The organism is Aeromicrobium changchenzhani (genome assembly GCF_057586615.1).
The window spans coordinates 3,175,729-3,196,798 of record NZ_CM172480.1 but is presented as its reverse complement, the minus strand read 5'-3'; the positions used below and the strand labels follow the sequence as shown (position 1 = coordinate 3,196,798).

The window sequence follows — 21,070 nt, the reverse complement described above, 5'->3', positions numbered from 1 at the left end:
CGGACGAATTCGGACATAGGCCCACTTTAGATCAGCGGTGGTTTGTCATCGGGAGAGATTCAACTATCCAGGTGTATTGGGAGTTCGCGGGCTTGGTTACCGACCGCCCGCTGGCACGATAGGTGACCCCGCGTCGGCAGTGATCGCCTTGGCGTATGCGGCATGGCCGAACAGATCGTGGCTCATGACGATCTGTTCGGCAGCCTGCTGCCGCTCCCCAGCCGCGACGGCTCCACACCATCCTGCCCCTGACCCGCCGAGCCGGAGGTATCCAAGCCTACAAATTCGTGCTCCCCGCCGGAAGCGACGACGCCGAACCGGACCTTCGCACTCACGAAGGCTACGACTGGGCTTTTGTCCTTAACGGCAGACTCCGACTCGTCCTCGGTGAACACGACCTCATCCTCGAACCCGGCGAGGTTACCGAGTTCGACACGCGCACCCGCACTGGTTCGGAGCAACCAGTTCCGGACCCGTGGAGTTCCTCAGCCTGGTTGGTAAACGGGGTGAACGCGCGCACGTCCGAGCTGCCCGAATCAGCACGGTTCCGCGCCGGTGATTCTGAAGGCCAGTTATTCTAGGCTGGTGACTTTTCATCGGTATGTAGCGCTGGGCGACTCTTTCACTGAAGGCGTCGGCGACCCCGATCCCGATTTGCCCAATGGCGTGCGGGGCTGGGCCGACCGGATGGCCGCTGCCTTGGCGGCACACGAGAGTGATTTCGGCTACGCCAATCTCGCTATCAGAGGCCGCAAACTCTTGCCGATCCTTGCCGAGCAGATTGAGCCGGCGCTCGCGCTGAAGCCCGATCTGGTCAGCATCTATGCCGGAGCCAATGACGTACTTCGGCCGAAGGTCGACATTGATGACTTGGCGACGGCCTATTCGGAGTCGATCGGCCGGCTTGCCGCAAGCGGCGCGCAGGTGGTCATGTTCACTGCGTACGATCCGGGCGACTCAGCGATCTTCGGCGCGTTGCGCGGCCGATTCGCAATCTACAACGAACTCGTTCGTGAGATTGCCGAGCAGCATGGTGTGGTGGTCGTGGATTTCTGGCGACTTCGCGACTATCGCGATGATCGTATGTGGGCCGCCGACCGCATGCATATGTCGAGCGCTGGCCACCAACGTATGGCGATTGAGGTGCTCAACACCCTGGGCATCAGCCATGGATTTGAACCGCTGCCACTCGATGCACCGGTCAAATTCAGCCGGTTTCAGCAGACCGGGCACAATCTCGACTGGGCTAAATCACATGCTGCGCCGTGGATCAAACGGCGGCTGACTGGGGCGTCCTCGGGTGATTCACTGTCACCCAGACGACCGGGACTCGCGCCGGTCTGACATTCGCTATCGGCTCGAATCCTTGGTTTCGATACACCCTCGTACCTCGGACTACTCAACCTGCGGGGCGTGGTTTTACTGCTGAGGCGCCAATGCATCGCGCACGGGTATGAGTTTGGCGTTCGACTCGGCAAGCTCATCCTCGGGAACAGAGTCGGCGACAATGCCGCAACCGGCGAATAGGCGTACGAGCTGGCCGCCGTCCAAGATCTGGGCCGATCGCAGCCCGATGCCCCATTCGCCGTCGCCAGAGGCGTCGATCCAGCCGACCGGACCCGCATAGCGCGCTCGGTCCAGGTTTTCGAGCTGGTCGATCAACTCGACCGCGACTTTCGTGGGGGTTCCGCCAACCGCCGCCGAGGGATGTAGTGAAGCCGCGAGCGACAGTACCGACGCATCGTCCTTGATCACGCCGGTCACATCGGTGGCTAGGTGCATGACGTTCGGCAGATGCAGCACGAACGGTGATTCGGGCACGTTCATCGACGTGCAATGCGGTGCGAGCGCTTCGGCAACCGAACGGACCGCATACTCGTGCTCTTCGAGATCCTTCGATGAGCGGGCAAGCGTGCCGGCTAGTGCGCTGTCGTGATCGTCATCGCCGGTCCGCCGGATCGTGCCAGCTAACACGCGAGACGTGATGAGTCCGCGCTCGAGGCGTACCAGCATCTCCGGTGTCGAGCCGAAAAAGCCGTCGATGTGGAAAGTCCAACAGTTGGGATACTCACCCACCAGCTTGGCAAGCGGCCAGCGTACGTCCAAGGGTGCATCGAGCCGGGCTTCGACATCGCGGGCCAGCACGATTTTGTCGAGGCGTCCCGCGGCAATATTGGCGATGCCGGCGGCAACAATCTGCTGCCAAGCGGTGCTGTCGACAGAGCCGTCATTGAACCGGGTGCCAACCGGTGCGGCAGGGGCATCGGCCTCGGCGAGCATGGGCTGGGCGGTGATGCCGGTGCCGATCATGGTGAGCCAAGAGATCCCGTCGCGGCGGCCCACGATGACTTCGGGCACGACCAATGTGCTGGTGTTGGAATTGTCGCTGAAGGCAAACGATCCAAATGCCAGCAATCCGCTGCCAGGTCGTCCGACCTCATCACGGACGACCGAGATCTCAGCCAACTCGCGCCACCACGTGGCGGCGGCTTCGAACCGGTCGGGCCCAGAAGCGGTAAATGCCGCGCAATGACCCCAGCCGACGATGCCATCACCGCCGTGCACCCAAGCCAGTGGTTCGGTACGCGGGAGTAGGGCGATGAGCTCGCCCGGATCCTTGATCGGGACGGTGCGCACGAGGAGCGGGACGGGTGCATCCTCGATGGCAGGGTTGGTCACAACCCAGAAGCCTACTCGTGGGATGGTAAGCCGGTGAGCAGAGCCACTTTAGACAAGCAGCCGCATGAGGTCGCGTCGATGTTCGATGACGTCGCGAAGCGTTATGACATCACCAATGACGTCCTTTCGATGGGCCAGGACCGCCGCTGGCGCGACAAGGTCGTCGACCTCGTTGCACCCCGCCACGGGGAGCGCGTGCTGGATCTCGCCGCTGGCACCGGCACCTCGAGCGTGCCATTCGCGACAGCGGGCGCATTTGTTGTCCCCTGCGATTTCTCCCAGGGCATGCTCGACGTCGGGAAGCAGACCTATCCGGGGCTGTCGTTCGCCGCCGGCGATGGCACGAAGCTTCCGTTCGGTGATGACTCCTTCGATGCGGTGACGATCTCCTTCGGGCTGCGCAACTTTGTCGATCCGGTGGCCGGGCTCAAAGAGATGTTGCGAGTCACCCGACCGGGCGGGCGGCTGGTCGTATGCGAGTTCAGCCAGCCGACCTGGGCGCCGTTCCGCAGCGTCTACCGCAACTACTTGATGAAAGCGCTGCCCGCGATTGCGACGCGGGTGTCTTCCAATCCCGATAGTTATGTCTATCTTGCTGAGTCGATCCAGGATTGGCCCGATCAACGTGCTCTCGCCGAGACGATCAACGGTGCCGGCTGGGGCAAAGTTGACTGGCACAACCTTTCCGGCGGCGTGGTAGCGCTGCACCACTCGGTCAAACCCTGACCTGCTTGCACTTTTCCGCTGCCCGCGCTGTTGCGGTCGCCGCAGTGATCGCAGCACTCAATTTGGGCATGAAAATGTTGCGTAAATAGCCTGCACTGCAGATATGCAACTAGGCCCCCGTTAAGGGTTTTGCACGCCGTCACCCCCCTGATAGCGTGCCTCTAAGCGGGCCTAGACTAAATCAGTACTCACGCTCGTGAATCTTTTCACGAAGTCAGGAAGGAGGGATCGAGCAGTGAACGTTTACACGCCGATCCTCGTCCTCGGCGCCATCGCCGCAGCCTTTGCCGTCGGCAGCGTCGGCATCGCGCCGTTCATTGGCCCGCGTCGCTACAACCGAGCCAAGCTGGACCGCTACGAATCGGGCATTCAGCCGAGCCCATTGCCTGAGGGCGGCGGCAAGATTTCGGTCCGCTACTTCATCATCGCGATGCTGTTCATCGTCTTCGATATCGAAATTGTCTTCCTCTATCCGTTCGCGGTCGCTTTCGACTCGCTCGGTTGGTTTGCGCTCGCGGAGATGTTCGTCTTCATGCTCACGGTGTTCATTGCGTATGCGTACGTGTGGCGCCGCGGCGGATTGGAATGGGACTGAGCCCATGGGAATAGAAGAGAAGCTGCCGAGCGGTGTGCTCCTATCGACGGTCGAAGGACTCGCCGGCTACTTCCGCAAGGCCTCGTTCTGGCCCGCCACTTTCGGTCTGGCCTGCTGCGCGATCGAAATGATGACCTTCGGCGCCCCGCGCTATGACTCGGCTCGCTTTGGCATGGAGGTCTTCCGGCCATCGCCGCGCCAGGCCGATCTCATGATCGTCGCCGGCCGCGTGAGCCAGAAGATGGCCCCCGTCCTTCGCCAGATCTACGACCAGATGGCGGAGCCCAAATATGTCCTCGCGATGGGTGTTTGCGCGAGTTCGGGTGGCATGTTCAACAACTATGCGATCGTTCAGGGTGTTGACCACATCGTGCCGGTCGACATGTACCTGCCCGGTTGTCCGCCACGACCGGAGATGCTGATTGACGCCGTGCTCAAATTGCACGCCAATATCCAGCACGAGAAACTCGGCGTCAACCGGCTTGCCCAAATTGCCGAGCAGGAAAAAGTTGCACTGCTCGCAACTCCCACATCAGCGATGAAGGGACTCATGCGTTGAGCGAGGATAAGAAGTCCGACTACACCGGCGTCAAGAACGATACCCAGGACGCGAGCAAAGAAACCGTCGCCGGACTCGTGCGGAGCGAGGCTCGCGACTTAGAAATCGTCGAAGTCCGCGAAGGCATGTTTGGCGTTGCTGGCACGGGTGACACATCGGGCTACGGCGGGCTGACCCAACCGGTCGTTGCGCCGAGTGCCGCGAAAAAGCCTTATGGCGGCTGGTTCGACGAAGTCTCCGATCAACTGGACCGGCTTCTTGGCGGGCAACAAGCAATCGAAAAGGTTGTTATTTATCGCGGTGAGATCACCTTCCATATCCGGCGCGCGCACATTCTCGAGGTCGTGACGCATCTGCGTAACGACGAAGTGCTTCGTTTTGAGTTTTGCAGTGGCGTCTCTGGCGTTCACTACCTGCATGAAACCGGCCGCGAACTGCATGCGGTTTATCACCTGATGTCGATGACCCACAACCGTCGAATTCGGCTAGAGGTCGCCGCCCCCGATAGCGATCCGCACATACCGAGCGTCGTCAGTATCTACCCGACGGCCGATTGGCACGAGCGCGAAACCTACGACATGTTCGGGATCATCTTCGACGGGCATCCTGCCCTGACCCGGATCCTGATGCCTGATGACTGGCCCGGCCACCCCCAGCGCAAGGATTATCCGCTCGGCGGCATCCCGGTGGAGTACAAGGGTGCGACGATCCCGCCCCCGGATCAGCGAAGGGCGTACAACTAATGACCGATCCTTACGCAAGCTCAACGGACACCAGCGGCGGCAAGGTTTACACCGTTACCGGTCAGGACTGGGACCAGATCGGCGCCGGTGGCATCGGCGACCGCATCGTGATCAACATGGGTCCGCAACATCCGTCGACGCACGGCGTGCTCCGCCTCGTTCTCGAGATCGACGGCGAAATGGTGACCGAAGCCCGCTGCGGTATCGGCTACCTGCATACCGGCATCGAAAAAAACATGGAGTTTCGCACCTGGACGATAGGCGTCACGTTCTGCACCCGCATGGACTATGTCGCGCCGTTCTCCAACGAAGCGGTCTATGTTGCCGCGGTGGAGAAACTGCTCGGTATCGAGGACCAAATCCCCGAAAAAGCAAAGGTCTTACGCGTCCTTCTGCTCGAACTCAACCGCATCTCCTCGCACCTCGTCGCGGTCGCGACCGGCGGTATGGAGATCGGCGCGCTGACCGTCATGACCTGCGGATTCCGCGACCGCGAGATCATCCTTGACCTGTTTGAAGGCATCACCGGGTTGCGGATGAATCACGCCTATTTCCGTCCCGGCGGCGTCATTCAGGACCTACCGGACGGCATGCTTCAGAAGATTCGCGATGCGGTCAAACTGCTCAAGAAGCGGCTGCCCGAATATGCTGATTTGTGTAATCAGAACCCGATCTTTAAGGGCCGCCTGCAAGGGGTGGGTCACCTCGACCTTGCCGGTTGTCTGGCGTTGGGAATCACCGGTCCGGTGTTGCGTTCGACCGGCTATGACTGGGACCTGCGCAAGAAACAACCTTATTGGGACTACGAGACCTACGACTTCGAGGTCGCGACGCGCAATGAACCCGATGCCTACGGCCGTTTTCGTATCCGCCTTGACGAGATGTGGGAATCGCTTCGCATCGTCGAACAGGCCACCGGACGCCTCGCCAAACTTGAGGGTGCCCCGGTCATGATCGATGACAAGAAAATAGCCTGGCCAGCCCAACTGTCGGTCGGGTCAGACGGCCAAGGCAATTCACCCGAGCACATCAAGAAGATCATGGGCCAGTCGATGGAAGCGCTGATCCATCACTTCAAGATCGTGACCGAAGGTTTCCGGGTTCCGGCCGGTCAGGTCTATACCAGCATCGAGGCACCGCGTGGCGAGATTTCTTGTCACGCCGTGTCTGACGGTGGCACCCGGCCGTTCCGAGCGCATTTCCGCGATCCGTCCTTCACAAATTTGCAAGGAACGTCGGTCATGGCCGAAGGCGGCTATATCGCCGACATTGTGGTGGCGATCGCGAGCATCGATCCGGTTATGGGAGGAGTTGACCGTTGAACGCCAAGACTGTCGATGAGTTGCACGAGCTGGCCGGTCGCTATCCGCAGGCACGTTCGGCACTGCTGCCGATGCTGCATCTGATCCAATCCTCAGAAGGCTACGTGACCAATGAGGGCATCGAACTCTGTTCGACGATCCTCGACATCAGTGCCGCAGAAGTGTCCGGCGTTGCCACGTTCTACACGATGTACAAACGTCGTCCGGTTGGCGATTATCACGTGGGCGTTTGCACGAACACGCTGTGCGCGGTCATGGGCGGCGACGAAATCTTCAGCCGGCTGAAGGACCACCTCGACGTCGGCAACGACGAGACGACAGAGGACGGCAAGATCACCCTTGAGCACGTCGAATGCAACGCGGCCTGCGACTACGCGCCGGTCATGATGGTCAACTGGGAATTCTTCGACAACCAGACTCCCGAATCGGCCGTCGGCGTCGTCGACGATCTTCGTGCCGGCAAGCCGGTCTGCGCGAGCCGCGGCGCCAAAATCGGCAACTGGCGCGAGGCCGAGCGGGTTATTGCTGGCTTCGAAGACGGATTGGCCAATGAAGGTATTGGCGCCGGGACGGCTTCGCTGGCTGGCCTCAACATCGCCAAGGAACAAGGCTGGGCGGCTCCGGCAGTTGACGTCGACACACGCGAACCCGCACCGCAGGCCACCGAGTCGAAGGTCGAAGCGGTCGAAAACGCGGATACGTCCCGTGCCGAATCCGAGACCAAAGCGGAAGAGGACAAGGCATGACCGACACTCTTACCCCCGTTCTCTCGGCCGACTGGGGCAATGAAAAATCTTGGACGCTTGCCGCCTATGAGAAGGCCGGTGGCTATTCGGCGCTCAAGCAGGCGCTGGCAATGGCACCGGACGAAGTCATCACGGCGGTCAAGGATTCGGGCCTACGTGGCCGCGGTGGCGCAGGCTTCCCGACCGGAATGAAGTGGAGCTTCATTCCACAGGGTGACGACAAGCCCCACTATCTGGTCGTCAATGCCGATGAAGCCGAACCGGGCACCTGCAAAGACATCCCGCTCATGATGGCCACGCCGCATACCCTCATTGAGGGCGCCATCATCTCCTGTTACGCATTTCGCGCGGAAAAGGCTTTCATCTACGTACGCGGTGAAGTCCTCCATGTCATTCGCCGGCTGCGCGCCGCAGTGACCGAGGCATACGAAGCCGGTCATTTGGGCCAGAACATTCACGGCTCGGGCATCAACTGCGAACTGGTCATCCACGCTGGCGCGGGCGCCTACATCTGCGGCGAGGAGACGGCGCTGCTCGACTCGCTCGAAGGCCGCCGCGGTCAACCTCGCTTGCGCCCACCATTCCCGGCGGTCGAAGGCTTGTATGCCTGCCCGACCGTCATCAACAACGTCGAATCGATTGCGTCGGTCCCCAGTATCATCCGTGGCGGCAGTGGCTGGTTCAACGCGATGGGCACCGAAAAGTCCAAGGGCATGGTCCTCTATTCGCTGTCCGGTCACGTCAAGACGCCCGGCCAGTATGAAGCGCCGTTAGGCATCACATTGCGCCAACTGTTGGCGCTCGGTGGCGGTATGCGCGACGGCTCAGAGTTGAAGTTTTGGACGCCGGGCGGATCTTCGACCCCATTGTTGACCGCCGAACACCTCGATATGCCGCTCGACTACGAAAGCGTCGGCGCGGCGGGCTCGATGCTCGGCACCCGTGCGCTGCAAATCTTTGATCAGACGACCTCGGTTGTTCGTGCGGTATTGCGCTGGACCGAGTTCTACAAGCACGAGTCCTGCGGCAAATGCACACCATGTCGTGAAGGCACCTGGTGGCTGACCCAGACCATTACCCGCCTGGACAAGGGTGAGGGCAACGAGGGCGACATTGAGTTGTTGCTCGACATGTGCGAGAACATTTTGGGCCGCGCGTTCTGTGCGCTCGGTGACGGCGCGACCAGCCCGGTCATGTCGGCGATTCAATATTTCCGCGAAGAGTTCGAAGCCGGGATGCATACGCCGTCAGCGGAACTGTTCCCGCCGGCCGCTTCGACACTGTTCGAGAAGACACCGCTCGACAAGACCACCGTGGGGAGTGCGAAGTGACCGCCGCCGAGACCGAAGGTACCGACGATCTGATCACACTGACCGTCGATGATGTCGAGGTCAGCGTCCCCAAGGGCACCCTCGTGATCCGCGCCGCTGAGCTCATGGGTGTCGCGATTCCGCGTTTCTGTGATCACCCGCTGCTTGATCCGGTCGGTGCCTGCCGCCAGTGTCTGGTCGACATCCCCGATGCCGGCAATGGCCGCGGCTTCCCCAAGCCGCAGGCTTCCTGCACGATTCAAGTCGCCGCTGGCATGGTTGTGAAGACGCAAGTGACGTCGACGGTTGCCAGAAAGGCCCAGAACGGCAACCTCGAGTTCCTGCTCATCAACCACCCGCTCGACTGCCCGGTTTGCGACAAAGGCGGGGAGTGCCCGCTGCAGAACCAATCGATGAGCCACGGCTACGGGGAGTCCCGCTACGTTGAGACCAAGCGAACTTTCCGCAAGCCGACCAACGTGTCGGAGCAGATATTGCTCGATCGTGAGCGTTGCGTGTTGTGCGCCCGCTGCACACGCTTTTCCGAGCAGATTGCCGGTGACCCGTTCATTGACATGCTCGAACGTGGCGCCTACCAGCAGGTTGGTATCTACGAAAACGAGCCGTTTTCGTCCTACTTCTCGGGCAACACCATTCAGATCTGTCCAGTTGGTGCCCTGACCAGCGCGGACTATCGTTTCCGTGCCCGCCCATTCGACCTCGTATCTACGCCGTCGATTGCCGAGCACGACTCGACCTGCGCGGCGATCCGCGTTGACCACCGCCGTAACAAGGTCATGCGCCGCCTGTCTGGCAACGATCCCGAAGTCAATGAAGAGTGGATTACCGACAAAGATCGGTTCGCATTCACCTACGCGACTCAGGGCGATCAGTTGACTCGTCCGATGGTGCGCAACGGCGAGACCGGTGAACTCGAAGCAGTCTCCTGGCCAGCCGCGCTCGCCGCTGCCGCCGCCGGACTCAAACGCGCCGAGGGCAAGGTGGGCGTACTCACCGGTGGACGCCTGACCACCGAAGACGCCTATGCGTACTCAAAGTTTGCCCGCGTTGCGCTCAAGACGAATGACATCGATTTTCGTGCTCGTGCCCATTCGGCCGAAGAGGCTGACTTCTTGGCCGCGCATGTGGCGGCCACGTCGCTGACCGTCACATTCGATGATCTGGAAAAGGCCAAATCGATCGTCCTCGTCGGCTTCGAGCCCGAAGATGAGGGTGGCGTGGTGTTCCTGCGGTTGCGCAAAGCCTCACGCCACGGCGTCAAGATCACCGCGATCGCGACCCATGCCACCCGTGCTTTGCACAAGATGAACGGGCAACTGGTTCAGATCACCCCCGGTGGCGAAGCCGAAGCACTCAAGGCGCTCGAACTCGATGCCGACACGATCGTCCTTGCCGGCGAAAGGTTGGCGTCGGCCCCGGGTGCATTCAGCGCTGCGCTCGCCGCGACCTCGGCAGCCAAGGCGCGTCTCGCCTGGATACCGCGTCGTGCGGGTGACCGCGGCGCGGTCGAGGCAGGTTGCCTACCAGCTCTCTTGCCCGGTGCCCGCCCGCTTGCCGATGCATCGGCGCGTGCCGATCTGGCTGCTGCGTGGGGAATCAAAACGATTGCGGCCAAAAAGGGTCGGGACACGACGGGGATCATCGCGGCTACCGAGTCCGGTGCGCTTAAGGCATTGGTTGTCGGTGGCGTTGAGATCGACGATCTCCCAGATCCAGCCAAGGCGCGGGCGGCACTCGCAGTTGCCGATTTCGTCGTGAGCCTCGAGGTTCGTGAAAGCGATGTGACCGCTGTTGCCGATGTCGTGCTGCCGGTCGCGCCGATGGTCGAACGCCCCGGTTCATTCGTCAACTGGGAAGGTCGAGTGCGGCCATTCCCAGCCGTTCTCAGCTCGCCCAACTCGCTCACCGACATCCGCGTTCTCGCTGGCATCGCCGAAGAACTGGACACGCCGATCGGCTTCCGTACGGTCGAACAGGCCCGCGCCGATATGCAGCAGCTCGGACCATGGGATGGCGACCGTGCGGAGGCACCGACAGTCGAGCCCAAGCCAATCAAGGCCAAGGCGGGTGCGGTTGTTCTCGACACCTGGCGGCTGATGATTGACGACGCACGCGGCCAAGACGGTCAGGAGCAATACCTCGCCACCGCGCGACCTGCGGTCGTACGTGCCAGCAGCGCAACACTCGCCGCGGTGGGCGCCGAAGCCGGTGACACCGTCACAATATCGACGGCATCGGGCGAGGTCAGCTTCCCCGCCGAGATCGCCGATCTTCCTGATGGGGTTGTCTGGGCACCGACCAACTCGGCTGGCGCGTCGCTGCGACGAAACCTCGCTGCCGGCTACGCCGATGTCGTGTCGCTCGAAGGAGGCCGCAAATGAATCCGCTCTTTGGCAATGAAGCGTTCTGGGTCATCGCACTCAAAGCGGTTCTGATCTTCGTCATCCTCGTGGTCTACACGCTGTTCAACATTTGGTTCGAGCGCCGCGTCGTGGCCAAGATGCAGCACCGCATCGGCCCCAACGTTAACGGGCCGTTCGGGCTGTTGCAGAGCCTCGCCGATGGCGTCAAACTCGCCCTCAAGGAAGACATCGTCGTCAAGGCAGCCGACAAGGTTGTCTACGTTTTAGCCCCGATCCTGGCCACAGTTCCTGCGTTCCTGGCCTGGGCGGTCATCCCGTTCGGCCCCGACGCCAAAATTCCATTCACCGACACCGTCACGCCGCTGCAACTGACCGACACGCCGGTTGCGGTCCTCTACATCCTTGCGGTCACCTCAGTCGGCATCTACGGCATCGTGTTGGCCGGCTGGTCGTCCGGCTCGACTTACTCGCTGCTCGGCGGGATGCGCTCCAGCGCGCAGATGATCTCCTACGAAGTCGCAATGGGCTTGGCATTGGTCTCGGTGTTCATGTACGCCGGCACGATGTCGACCTCCGAGATCGTGGCCGCGCAGTCCGACACGTGGTATTTCCTGCCGCTGTTTCCGTCGTTCGTGATCTACATGATCGCGATGGTCGGCGAGACCAACCGTGCACCGTTCGACCTCCCCGAAGCCGAAGGCGAGCTCGTCGGCGGTTTCCATACCGAATATTCCTCGCTCAAGTTCGCCCTGTTCTTTCTCGCCGAATACGTCAACATGGTCACGGTTTCGGCCCTTGCCACGACGATGTTCCTCGGCGGTTGGCGAGCACCGTTCGGCATCGCCCAGATCTGGGAAGGCTCCAACACCGGCTACTGGCCGGTCCTATGGTTCCTGGGCAAGACTTTGTGCTTTATCTTCGTGTTCGTATGGCTGCGTGGAACGCTCCCGCGCCTGCGTTATGACCAGTTCATGACGTTCGGTTGGAAGGTTCTCATCCCGGCGGCACTGGCCTGGACCGTCGCGGTCGCCGCGATCCGCAAGGCGCGTAGCGAGGACGTGCTCAACATGCAGGTGCTCACCTGGGTTGCTGTCGCGGTCGGAATCATCCTGGTACTCAGTTTCTTCATTCCTGAGAAGAAGCCGGTGATCGAGCCCGAACCGGAGTTCGACGCCTTCGCCGGGGGCTACCCAGTCCCGCCGATGCCCGGTCAGGTCGCCAAAAAACCTACCTCAGAATTGGGGGAGTCTGTAGATGTCTGAACAGCCAGTCAGTGGGCCACTCAAGGAATCGCTGTGGGATCCGATCGCCGGTTTCGGCGTCACGTTCCGCACGATGTTCCGCAAGACGGTCACCGAGCAGTATCCATTTGTCAAGATGCCAACCGCGCCGCGGTACCACGGGCGTCACCAACTCAACCGTTGGCCCGATGGGCTGGAGAAGTGCATCGGCTGTGAGTTGTGCGCTTGGGCCTGCCCGGCTGACGCGATCTATGTCGAAGGTGCCTCCAATACCGAGGGCGAGCGGTTCAGCCCCGGTGAGCGTTATGGCCGTGTCTATCAAATCAATTACCTGCGCTGCATCCTGTGCGCAATGTGCATCGAGGCGTGCCCGACCCGCGCGCTCACGATGACGAATGAGTATGAATTGGCCGACACCAGTCGTGAAGCGCTCATTTATGAAAAGTCCGACCTGTTGGCGCCGTTGTTGCCCGGAATGGTCGAGCCGCCGCACGAGCAGATGATCAGCGACGACGAACACGACTACTACAAGGGTATGCAGTTGCCCATCGTGGAAACGACGAACGGGAAGACTGCGACTGAGGAGACAGAGTAGTGGTTGCCTTCTGGATACTCGCGCCGGTCATGGTGATCGCTGCCCTCGGGCTGATCTTCGCCCGCAAGGCGGTGCACGCTGCGCTTTCCCTCGCAGTTGTGATGATCAGTCTCGCGGTCCTGTATGCGGCGCAGAACGCCCCATTCCTCTTCGCGGTGCAGATCATCGTCTACACCGGTGCGATCATGATGTTGTTCCTGTTCGTGATGATGTTGGTTGGTGTCGAAAGCATCGACTCGCTCGTCGAGCCGATCAAAGGACAGCGCGCCGCAGCCACGGTCGTTGGCCTCCTATTCGGCATTACTGCGGTCACTGCGGTGGGGCAGACGATCACCGGATCGGTTGTTGGCCTAACCAAGGCCAATGCCGACGGCAACACTTTTGGTTTGGCCGAACTGCTATTCGGCAAGTACGTCCTCGCCTTCGAGTTCACCAGCGCGCTGCTGATAACGGCTGCGCTCGGCGCGATGGTTCTGGCGCACCGTGAACAGTTCGTCAAACGCCCCGGTCAGGCCGAACGCGCCGCCCAACGCATCCGTGATTATGCCGCGACCGGCAAACATCCCGGCCCGTTGCCGACGCCCGGCGTATTCGCCCGACACAATGCGGTCGATACCCCGGCTCTGCTGCCCGATGGGTCTCCCTCGGAGCTCTCGATCCCACCGTCGATCTCCTCACGAGGTCAGGTCCGCGATGAGTTCGACGGTGACGTCGAGAAGCTTCGCAGACAGCTCGAACCGGGAGTTGATGAGGAAAAATGAACGAATACATCACACTCTCACTGATCCTGTTCACGATCGGAGCGACCGGCGTCCTCGTACGTCGCAACGCCATCATCGTGTTCATGTGCATCGAGCTCATGCTCAATGCATCGAATCTCGCGCTGGTGAGCTTCTCCCGTCAGAATGGCAATCTCGACGGTCAGGTGGCGGCCTTCTTCGTCATGGTTGTTGCCGCCGCGGAAGTCGTCGTCGGCCTCGCCATCATCGTGTCCATCTATCGCACGCGTCGTTCGGCTTCGGTCGACGAGGCGAGCCTGTTGAAGTTCTGAGGGAGACATGCTCGAGCTGATGTGGCTCCCGATTGCCATTCCACTTGCCAGCGCAGCATTGCTGCTGGTGTGGGGCAATCCCCCAAGCTTTCCGCTGCGCTCCAAGCAGGGAGGCGCCCCCAAGTCCGACCGATTCGGCCACCTGATCGCGACGTTCGCTTCGGCGGCGGCGTTCGTGGTTGGCCTCATTATGTTTATCCAGTTGCTGGGTCGCGACAGCGGCGACCGGTCCGTGACCACAAATCTCTACACGTGGATCGACTCGGGTCGTTATCACGTGGAGATGGCGTTCACCTTCGACCAGTTATCGGCGTTATTCGTGCTGCTCATCACCGGTGTCGGCACGCTGATTCACATCTATTCGATCGGCTACATGGAGCACGACTACCGTCGTCGGCGCTTCTTCGCCTATCTCAATCTGTTCGTGGCCTCGATGCTCACGCTGGTTCTCGCGGCCGACTATCTGGTCCTGTTCCTTGGTTGGGAAGGTGTCGGCCTGGCGTCCTACCTGTTGATCGGCTTCTGGCAACACAAGAACACCGCCGCTGCCGCAGCCAAGAAGGCCTTCATCGTCAACCGTGTCGGCGATGTCGGTATGTCGCTCGCGATCATGCTGATGTTCGCGCAGTTCGGCACGACCGCGATCTCGGGTGTCAACACGGCCGCCGGCAATGCTTCCGGTGGTGTCGCCACTGCACTCGGGCTGTTGCTCTTGTGGGGCGCTTGCGCCAAATCCGCACAGGTTCCACTGCAGAGTTGGTTGCTTGATGCGATGGAGGGCCCCACTCCGGTGTCGGCCCTTATCCACGCCGCGACGATGGTCACTGCCGGTGTTTATCTCGTGGTTCGCTCCGCCGGCATCTACGACGCCTCCGAGGTCGCACGCAATGCGGTCATCGCGGTCGGTCTGGTCACGGTCCTGTTCGGTGCCTACATCGGTTGCGCCAAGGACGACATCAAGAAGTCGCTCGCCGGCTCCACGATGAGCCAGATCGGTTACATGATGCTCGGCGCAGGCCTCGGCCCGGCCGGCTATGCTTTCGCGATCTTCCACCTGATCACGCACGGCTTCTTCAAGGCCAATATGTTCCTTGGCGCTGGCTCAGTCATGCATGGCACGAATGACGACGTCAACATGCGTCATTACGGTGCCTTGCGCAAGGCCATGCCGATCACCTTCTTGACGTTCGCGTTCGGCTATCTCGCAATCATTGGATTCCCGGGCTTCTCTGGATTTTTCTCCAAGGACAAGATCATCGAGGCCGCGTTCGCGCATAACTTCTGGATCGGTCTGGGCGCACTGCTTGGCGCAGGAGTCACCGCGTTCTACATGACGCGCATGATGATCATGACGTTCCTTGGCGAACAGCGCTGGAAGAAAGACGTCGATCCGCATGAGTCGCCAAAGGTCATGACCTGGCCACTCATCGCGCTTGCCGCATTGTCGCTACTCGGTGGTGCGCTCGTGATCGGCGGATGGATCCAAAACTGGCTGGCGCCGGTTGTCGGGGAAGCCCCACACGAGGAACTCGCGGTTCCGGCGTTCGTTCTGACGCTCATCATTTTGGTGGTCGTCGTAGTCGGTGTGGCTGCTGCTTGGGCCATCTACCTGCGTGAACCTGTCGTGGGCGAGACCCCGGCCGACGCCGAAGTCTCGTTCTTCGCCCGTGCTGGTCGGCGGGACCTTTACGGTGACGCGTTCAACGACGCAGTCGTCGTACGTCCTGTGCGGCATCTGACGCGTGCGCTGGTCTATCTCGATACCACCTTCGTCGACGGGGCCGTCACCGGACTTGCCGACCGAATTGGTGATACTGCAACACAACTTCGCAAGACTCAGACCGGCTACGTGCGTTCGTACGCGCTCGGCATCTTCGGCGGGGCATTCCTCGTCGTACTCGCACTCCTGGCGGTGAACCTCGCATGATCCTGACGATCCTTGCCGCGGCCCCGATCGTCGGCGCACTCCTGCTCGCGGTAATGCCGCGCACAGATGCGTCGAAGTTCGTCGCGTTGGCGGCTTCTCTCATCACCCTCGTGCTCTCCTGCGTGATGTTGGCCCAGTACGACCTCAGCGGTTCGGGCTATCAGCTCGCCGAGAAACACGATTGGATCAAGCCATTCGGCGCCTACTATTCGCTGGGCGTCGACGGCATCGGCGTCACGCTGATCCTGCTCACAACGGTCCTCACCCCGATCGTGATCCTGGCGGCCTGGGGCGATCGGCTACCGCGCAAGACCGACTACAACGCCTACTTCGCATGGATGCTGCTGCTTGAGGGCCTTGCCATTGGCGTCTTTGCGGCGACCGACGTGTTCTTGTTCTACATCCTGTTCGAGGCGACGCTCGTCCCGCTCTACTTCCTGATCGGCTCGTTCGGTGGGCCGGGCCGGAGCTACGCCGCGGTCAAGTTCTTGATTTACAACCTGGTCGGCGGGCTTTTGATGCTCGCTGCACTGATCGGGCTGTATGTCGTCACATCGCGCGCCGGCAACCCGACCTATCTGTTGTCCGATCTGATGAATCTCGACATGGGCACCAACACCGAGCGGATGCTATTCCTCGGCTTCTTCATCGCCTTCGCGATCAAGGCGCCGCTGTGGCCACTGCACACCTGGCTGTCCGACGCCTGTGCGGCCGGTACGCCAGCGACTTCGGTCCTGATGGTCAGCGTGATCGACAAGATCGGCACGTTCGGGATGATCCGGTTCTGCCTGGGCATCTTCCCGAACGCTTCGGACTGGGCCAGCCCGGTCGTCATTGTTCTCGCCGTGATCAGCATCCTCTACGGGGCGCTGCTGGCGATGGGTCAGGACGACATCCGTCGACTCATCGCCTTCACCTCGGTCTCGCACTTCGGCTTCATCGTGCTCGGCATCTTCGTGTTTACGACGACGTCGATGGCCGGCTCGACGCTCTACATGTTCAACCATGGGCTCTCGACCGCATTGCTGTTCCTCGTCACCGGTATGTTCATCGCGCGCCGCGGGTCGGCCAAAATCTCCGACTTCGGCGGGGTTCAGAAGATCGCCCCGATCACGGCGGGCATCTTCCTGCTGGCCGGACTCTCGAGCTTGTCTCTGCCTGGCCTTGCGCCCTTCGTTTCTGAGTTCATGGTCCTGACCGGCACGTTGTCGCGTTCGGTCTGGGCGGGCTCGTTTGCGGTGATCGGCATCGTGCTCGCCGCGCTCTACATCCTGATCATGTACCAGAAGACCATGACCGGACCGCTGCGCGAAGACAATCAGGGCGTACATGACTTGAGCCCGCGTGAGATTGCGGCGTTGTCGCCCGCGGTTCTGCTGATCGTTGCACTTGGCTTCTTCCCGCAGCCGCTGCTCAATGTCATCAACCCCGCCATCCAGGACGTCGCCACGCATGTCGGGATCGGCGATCCACCACCGCGCACCGCCGTTGACCTCGGCATCGCTACTAATGAGGGGGCTGGCAAGTGATCGGCTACGACGTTCCCGTGATCGATGCGCCCACGATCGAGTACTCGCTGATTGCGCCGTTGCTGATCGTGGTCACTGCCGCGATGCTCGGTGTGTTGGTCGAGGCCTTCTGGCCGCGCCGCCACCGCTTCACTGTCCAGGTGATTATCGCCGTTGTCGGCCTCGGTGCTGCTCTCGCCGACACCATCTGGGTGGGACTTGACCTCAATGTCATCAAGGGCGGGCTTCCCGCTCGCGGCCAGTTGGCAATTGAAGGCGCGCTATCTGTCGATGGGCCCGCAGTTTTCGTTTGGGGCATGCTGCTGGTGTTCGCGATTTTGAGCATCCTGCTGTTCGCCGAGCGCAAACTCGACGGCGGCCTGAGCTCATTCACCGGCCGCGCCTCAGACCCGCCGGGATCGGCTGGCGAAGCCGAAGCCATCGCGTTGAATATCGAGCACTCGGAGATCTTCCCGCTGGCGTTGTTCTCGACCGCCGGCATGATGCTCTTCTCCTCTGCCAATGATCTGCTCACAATGTTCATTGCGCTCGAGGTCATCAGCCTGCCGCTATATCTCCTGTGCGGCCTGTCGCGTCGCCGTCGTCTGCTGAGTCAGGAAGCCGCGCTCAAATACTTCCTGCTCGGTGCGTTCTCGTCGGTGTTCTTCCTCTATGGCGCCGCACTTGCTTACGGCTATGCGGGCAGCTTCACCCTCGCGGACATCAACGTCGCGGTCACCAACCGAATCGGCGACAACAATCTGTTGCTGGTTTCGGTTGCGCTGCTCTGTGTTGGCCTGCTGTTCAAGGTCAGCGCTGCACCATTCCACTCCTGGACTCCAGACGTTTATCAAGGCGCGCCTTCACCGGTCACCGCCTTCATGGCTGCCGGCACCAAGACTGCGGCCTTCGTCGCGCTGATGCGTATCCTGTTTGTCGCCTTCGGCGGTTCTTCCTGGGATTGGCGTCCGACGATCTGGATCATCGCCGTCCTCACGATGCTGATCGGCTCGATCATCGCGATCCCGCAGACCGACGTCAAACGTATGCTGGCCTATTCTTCGGTCGCGCACGCCGGGTTCGTTCTGGTCGGCGTTGAAGGTGCCTACATCGGTGTCAAGGGTGTCGACACCGTCACGTCATTCTCCGGAGTGGTGTTCTACCTGATCGCTTACGGGCTCGCTTCGATTGGCGCATTTGCGATCGTGATGCTGGTCCGAGATGGTGGTGGGGAAGCCACTCACCTGTCACGTTGGGCTGGCCTCGGGCGACAGTCGCCCTACATTGCCGGTGCTTTTGCGCTGTTCATGCTGTCATTTGCTGGCATTCCGTTGACCGCGGGCTTCATCGGCAAGTGGGCAGTTTTCAGCGCCGCGTATGCCGGTGGCGCCTGGCCGTTGGTCGTCATTGGCGTCCTGAGCAGTGCTATCGCTGCATACTTCTACATCCGTGTCATCGTGCTGATGTTCTTCACCGATCCGATTGACGATGGGCCGACCGTTGTCGTTCACGCCCCACTGACTACGGTTGTCGTAGCCATAACGGCTGTGGCAACTCTGGCACTCGGCGTCATCCCCGGCCCGTTGTTAGAGCTCGCGCAACACGCAGGCGCATTCGTGCGCTGACCAGACCTGCAGGAGAAGATCGATCGTGACCGTGTTGAGCCTGGGTGTTTCATTTGACGACCCGGCACTTGAAGCGCGGGTGAATGCTGGCGTGGCGGCCACCGAGGAACAGTTGGCCGTCGCCGTCCAGAGCTCGGAGCAGTTCGTCGCCGAGGCCGCTGCCCACCTGATGAATGCTGGCGGCAAACGGTTCCGGCCCCTTGTTGCGCTGCTTGCTGCCGAGTTCGGCGATCCGCTCAACCCCGATGTCGTCCCATCGGCCGTTGCCGTCGAACTGACGCATCTGGCTACGCTCTATCACGATGACGTTATGGACGAGGCCGATATTCGCCGCGGGGCGCCCAGCGCCAATGCGCGGTGGGACAACTCCTTGGCAATCCTGGTCGGTGACTTCCTATTCGCCCAGGCGTCCTATGTCGTCTCCTCGCTCGGACCAGTCGCGGTCCGGATTCAAGCCGAGACATTTGCTCGGCTCGTACATGGACAGATCCGTGAGACACTCGGCCCCGGTGACGGCGATGCGCTTAAGCATTATCTGTCCGTTGTGGCCGACAAGACGGGCTCCCTGATCGCGACCTCGGCGCGTTATGGCGCCATGATGGCCGATGCTCCCGTGGCGGTTCAGGATGTGCTGGCCGAATTCGGCGAACGCATCGGGGCAGCGTTCCAATTGCGCGACGACATCATTGACATCAGCAGCGAGACCGATGATTCGGGCAAGACGCCAGGCACGGATCTGCGTGAAGGTGTTTTGACGTTGCCGACCCTGATCGCCATACGCTCAAGCGATCCGGCCGATGCCCGGCTGTTGTCGTTGCTCGCAAGGCCGTTGACCGATGACGACGAACACGCCGAGGCGCTTGCGCTCCTGCGCGTACATCCGGCGATGGATGAGGCGCGGGCCTACGTACAGGCAGAATCGGATGCGGCGCGGAAATTGCTCGTGACACTTCCCGACCAGCCCGCTCGCGCCGCGTTCGAGTTGCTCTGCGACGCCGTGGCAACCCGCCTCTCCTGACCCCATCGCCCCGCCCGCCCGTGGGAAACTGTCACGGCTAGAGGGCGAGGGCTTCGGCGGACTGGCGGAGCGTACGACGATGGGCCGCCACTGCGTCCGAGGTGAAGATGACCAGGGCAATCCAGACCAGGAAGAAGCCGATCCAACGCGCGGACGTCATGGTCTCGTGGAAGACGAGCAGGCCGAGGATGAACTGCACAATCGGGCCTAGGTATTGCAACAGGCCGATTGTAGTCAGCGACAATCTCGTTGCGGCGCCGCCGAACATCAGCAACGGTATTGCTGTGATGACGCCGGTCAGTGCGAGCAGCAACATATTCGAAACGCCGGCATGCCCGAACGCCAACGATCCATGCAGTTGTAGCCAGATCAAGAACAGCAGAGCCACCGGAGCCAACAGGGCAGTCTCCATTGAGAGCCCCTCGATCGCACCAAAGTTGGCCTTCTTTTTGAGGAAACCATAACCGGCAAAGGAGAACGCAACGGCGAGCGCAATGATCGGCAGGCGACCGTAGTCGACGGTTAGGATGACAACCGCGATAGCGCCAACTGAGACCGCGATCCACTGCATGCGATGCAATCTTTCACCCAGCACGAACACGCCAAGCAGAACCGTGACGAGTGGGTTGATGAAATAGCCGAGTGATGTCTCGATGACGTGATCATGCGTCACGGCATAGATGAAGACCCCCCAGTTGATTGCGACAAAGACGGATGCGAAACCGAGGATGACGAGCAGCCGAGGCTGTTTCCAGATCGTCCAGAACGTCTTCCACCGGGATGTGACCAGCAGTAACAACCCACAGAACAACAGCGACCACACCACTCGATGGGCGAGCACTTCGAGCGAGCTGGCCGGATCCAGGAGCGGCCAATAGAGCGGGAAGAAACCCCAACACAAGTACGCACCGGCGCCGAGGGCAATGCCCGCGCGAGACTGTTTCACATCAGGAGACTACGCTCACGGCCGTCCAATTATTCCCGCACGGTCTGAGCGGATTCGGTCCGCGCGGATGAGTGGCGTCATGGGGACATAATCAC

The 21,070-nt window shown here is 61.1% G+C and carries 20 protein-coding genes; 18 read left to right on the top strand and 2 right to left on the bottom strand.

Annotated elements, in window-relative coordinates:
• The first annotated feature begins 287 nt into the window (after positions 1-287).
• Together AC2YB9_RS16115 and AC2YB9_RS16110 are read left to right on the top strand one after the other, a co-directional pair.
• Positions 288-581 carry a cupin domain-containing protein gene (locus AC2YB9_RS16115; RefSeq protein ID WP_487266377.1) on the top strand — a complete coding sequence of 98 codons (294 nt, stop codon included), beginning with the start codon at positions 288-290 and terminating at the stop codon, positions 579-581.
• A 4-nt stretch (positions 582-585) separates the two neighbouring features.
• A complete protein-coding gene (locus AC2YB9_RS16110; RefSeq protein ID WP_487266376.1) occupies positions 586-1,344 on the top strand; it encodes an SGNH/GDSL hydrolase family protein in 759 nt (252 codons plus the stop codon).
• A 75-nt stretch (positions 1,345-1,419) separates the two neighbouring features.
• Here the strand turns inward: AC2YB9_RS16110 and AC2YB9_RS16105 are convergent, their stop codons facing one another.
• Positions 1,420-2,679 carry an isochorismate synthase gene (locus AC2YB9_RS16105; protein WP_487266375.1) on the bottom strand — a complete coding sequence of 420 codons (1,260 nt, stop codon included), beginning with the start codon at positions 2,677-2,679 and terminating at the stop codon, positions 1,420-1,422.
• Between the two features lie 33 nt (positions 2,680-2,712).
• Between AC2YB9_RS16105 and AC2YB9_RS16100 the strand changes: the two genes are divergently transcribed.
• From AC2YB9_RS16100 to AC2YB9_RS16025, 16 genes are all read left to right on the top strand, one after another.
• Positions 2,713-3,405: a demethylmenaquinone methyltransferase gene (locus AC2YB9_RS16100; protein ID WP_487266374.1), complete on the top strand. Its 693-nt coding sequence runs from the start codon at positions 2,713-2,715 to the stop codon at positions 3,403-3,405.
• A 235-nt stretch (positions 3,406-3,640) separates the two neighbouring features.
• Positions 3,641-4,000, top strand: coding sequence for an NADH-quinone oxidoreductase subunit A (locus AC2YB9_RS16095; RefSeq protein ID WP_487266373.1), 360 nt, complete (start codon positions 3,641-3,643; stop codon positions 3,998-4,000).
• A gap of 4 nt (positions 4,001-4,004) precedes the next feature.
• Positions 4,005-4,559 carry a NuoB/complex I 20 kDa subunit family protein gene (locus tag AC2YB9_RS16090; protein ID WP_487266372.1) on the top strand — a complete coding sequence of 185 codons (555 nt, stop codon included), beginning with the start codon at positions 4,005-4,007 and terminating at the stop codon, positions 4,557-4,559.
• 77 nt (positions 4,560-4,636) lie between these two features.
• Positions 4,637-5,302 (top strand): NADH-quinone oxidoreductase subunit C, encoded by a 666-nt coding sequence (locus tag AC2YB9_RS16085; RefSeq protein ID WP_487268630.1) that lies wholly within the window; start codon positions 4,637-4,639, stop codon positions 5,300-5,302.
• Positions 5,302-6,624 (top strand): NADH-quinone oxidoreductase subunit D, encoded by a 1,323-nt coding sequence (locus tag AC2YB9_RS16080; RefSeq protein WP_487266371.1) that lies wholly within the window; start codon positions 5,302-5,304, stop codon positions 6,622-6,624. The genes AC2YB9_RS16085 and AC2YB9_RS16080 overlap by 1 nt, the downstream gene beginning before the upstream one ends.
• Positions 6,621-7,370: an NADH-quinone oxidoreductase subunit NuoE gene (gene nuoE, locus AC2YB9_RS16075; protein WP_487266370.1), complete on the top strand. Its 750-nt coding sequence runs from the start codon at positions 6,621-6,623 to the stop codon at positions 7,368-7,370. The genes AC2YB9_RS16080 and nuoE overlap by 4 nt, the downstream gene beginning before the upstream one ends.
• The gene (gene nuoF, locus AC2YB9_RS16070; protein ID WP_487266369.1) at positions 7,367-8,701 is read left to right on the top strand and encodes an NADH-quinone oxidoreductase subunit NuoF; all 1,335 of its coding nucleotides are present in this window, start codon (positions 7,367-7,369) and stop codon (positions 8,699-8,701) included. Before nuoE ends, nuoF begins: the two co-directional genes overlap by 4 nt.
• Positions 8,698-11,082, top strand: a complete 2,385-nt coding sequence (locus AC2YB9_RS16065) for an NADH-quinone oxidoreductase subunit G (protein ID WP_487266368.1) — start codon at positions 8,698-8,700, stop codon at positions 11,080-11,082. The genes nuoF and AC2YB9_RS16065 overlap by 4 nt, the downstream gene beginning before the upstream one ends.
• A complete protein-coding gene (gene nuoH / locus AC2YB9_RS16060; protein ID WP_487266367.1) occupies positions 11,079-12,326 on the top strand; it encodes an NADH-quinone oxidoreductase subunit NuoH in 1,248 nt (415 codons plus the stop codon). Before AC2YB9_RS16065 ends, nuoH begins: the two co-directional genes overlap by 4 nt.
• Complete coding sequence (gene nuoI, locus AC2YB9_RS16055) at positions 12,319-12,900, top strand: NADH-quinone oxidoreductase subunit NuoI (RefSeq protein ID WP_487266366.1); 582 nt, start codon at positions 12,319-12,321, stop codon at positions 12,898-12,900. The genes nuoH and nuoI overlap by 8 nt, the downstream gene beginning before the upstream one ends.
• Positions 12,900-13,661 carry an NADH-quinone oxidoreductase subunit J gene (locus AC2YB9_RS16050; protein WP_487266365.1) on the top strand — a complete coding sequence of 254 codons (762 nt, stop codon included), beginning with the start codon at positions 12,900-12,902 and terminating at the stop codon, positions 13,659-13,661. Before nuoI ends, AC2YB9_RS16050 begins: the two co-directional genes overlap by 1 nt.
• On the top strand, positions 13,658-13,951 hold the full coding sequence (gene nuoK, locus AC2YB9_RS16045) for an NADH-quinone oxidoreductase subunit NuoK (RefSeq protein WP_487266364.1): 294 nt from the start codon (positions 13,658-13,660) through the stop codon (positions 13,949-13,951). The genes AC2YB9_RS16050 and nuoK overlap by 4 nt, the downstream gene beginning before the upstream one ends.
• A 7-nt stretch (positions 13,952-13,958) precedes the next feature.
• On the top strand, positions 13,959-15,878 hold the full coding sequence (gene nuoL / locus AC2YB9_RS16040) for an NADH-quinone oxidoreductase subunit L (RefSeq protein WP_487266363.1): 1,920 nt from the start codon (positions 13,959-13,961) through the stop codon (positions 15,876-15,878).
• Positions 15,875-17,407, top strand: a complete 1,533-nt coding sequence (locus AC2YB9_RS16035) for an NADH-quinone oxidoreductase subunit M (RefSeq protein WP_487266362.1) — start codon at positions 15,875-15,877, stop codon at positions 17,405-17,407. The genes nuoL and AC2YB9_RS16035 overlap by 4 nt, the downstream gene beginning before the upstream one ends.
• Positions 17,404-19,011, top strand: coding sequence for an NADH-quinone oxidoreductase subunit NuoN (nuoN, locus tag AC2YB9_RS16030; RefSeq protein WP_487266361.1), 1,608 nt, complete (start codon positions 17,404-17,406; stop codon positions 19,009-19,011). Before AC2YB9_RS16035 ends, nuoN begins: the two co-directional genes overlap by 4 nt.
• A 25-nt stretch (positions 19,012-19,036) precedes the next feature.
• On the top strand, positions 19,037-20,029 hold the full coding sequence (locus tag AC2YB9_RS16025; protein WP_487266360.1) for a polyprenyl synthetase family protein: 993 nt from the start codon (positions 19,037-19,039) through the stop codon (positions 20,027-20,029).
• A gap of 37 nt (positions 20,030-20,066) precedes the next feature.
• On the opposite strand, the gene rarD is transcribed toward AC2YB9_RS16025, so the two are convergent.
• Positions 20,067-20,975: an EamA family transporter RarD gene (gene rarD / locus AC2YB9_RS16020; RefSeq protein ID WP_487266359.1), complete on the bottom strand. Its 909-nt coding sequence runs from the start codon at positions 20,973-20,975 to the stop codon at positions 20,067-20,069.
• Positions 20,976-21,070: the final 95 nt, after the last annotated feature.

Excerpts from the sequence above, each read along its gene's own strand:
- AC2YB9_RS16090 (WP_487266372.1), top strand. The coding sequence starts at position 4,005 with ATGGGAATAGAAGAGAAGCTGCCGAGCGGTGTGCTCCTATCGACGGTC.
- AC2YB9_RS16080 (WP_487266371.1), top strand. The coding sequence starts at position 5,302 with ATGACCGATCCTTACGCAAGCTCAACGGACACCAGCGGCGGCAAGGTT.
- nuoF (WP_487266369.1), top strand. The coding sequence starts at position 7,367 with ATGACCGACACTCTTACCCCCGTTCTCTCGGCCGACTGGGGCAATGAA.
- nuoH (WP_487266367.1), top strand. The coding sequence starts at position 11,079 with ATGAATCCGCTCTTTGGCAATGAAGCGTTCTGGGTCATCGCACTCAAA.
- nuoI (WP_487266366.1), top strand. The coding sequence starts at position 12,319 with ATGTCTGAACAGCCAGTCAGTGGGCCACTCAAGGAATCGCTGTGGGAT.
- nuoK (WP_487266364.1), top strand. The coding sequence starts at position 13,658 with ATGAACGAATACATCACACTCTCACTGATCCTGTTCACGATCGGAGCG.
- nuoL (WP_487266363.1), top strand. The coding sequence starts at position 13,959 with ATGCTCGAGCTGATGTGGCTCCCGATTGCCATTCCACTTGCCAGCGCA.
- AC2YB9_RS16035 (WP_487266362.1), top strand. The coding sequence starts at position 15,875 with ATGATCCTGACGATCCTTGCCGCGGCCCCGATCGTCGGCGCACTCCTG.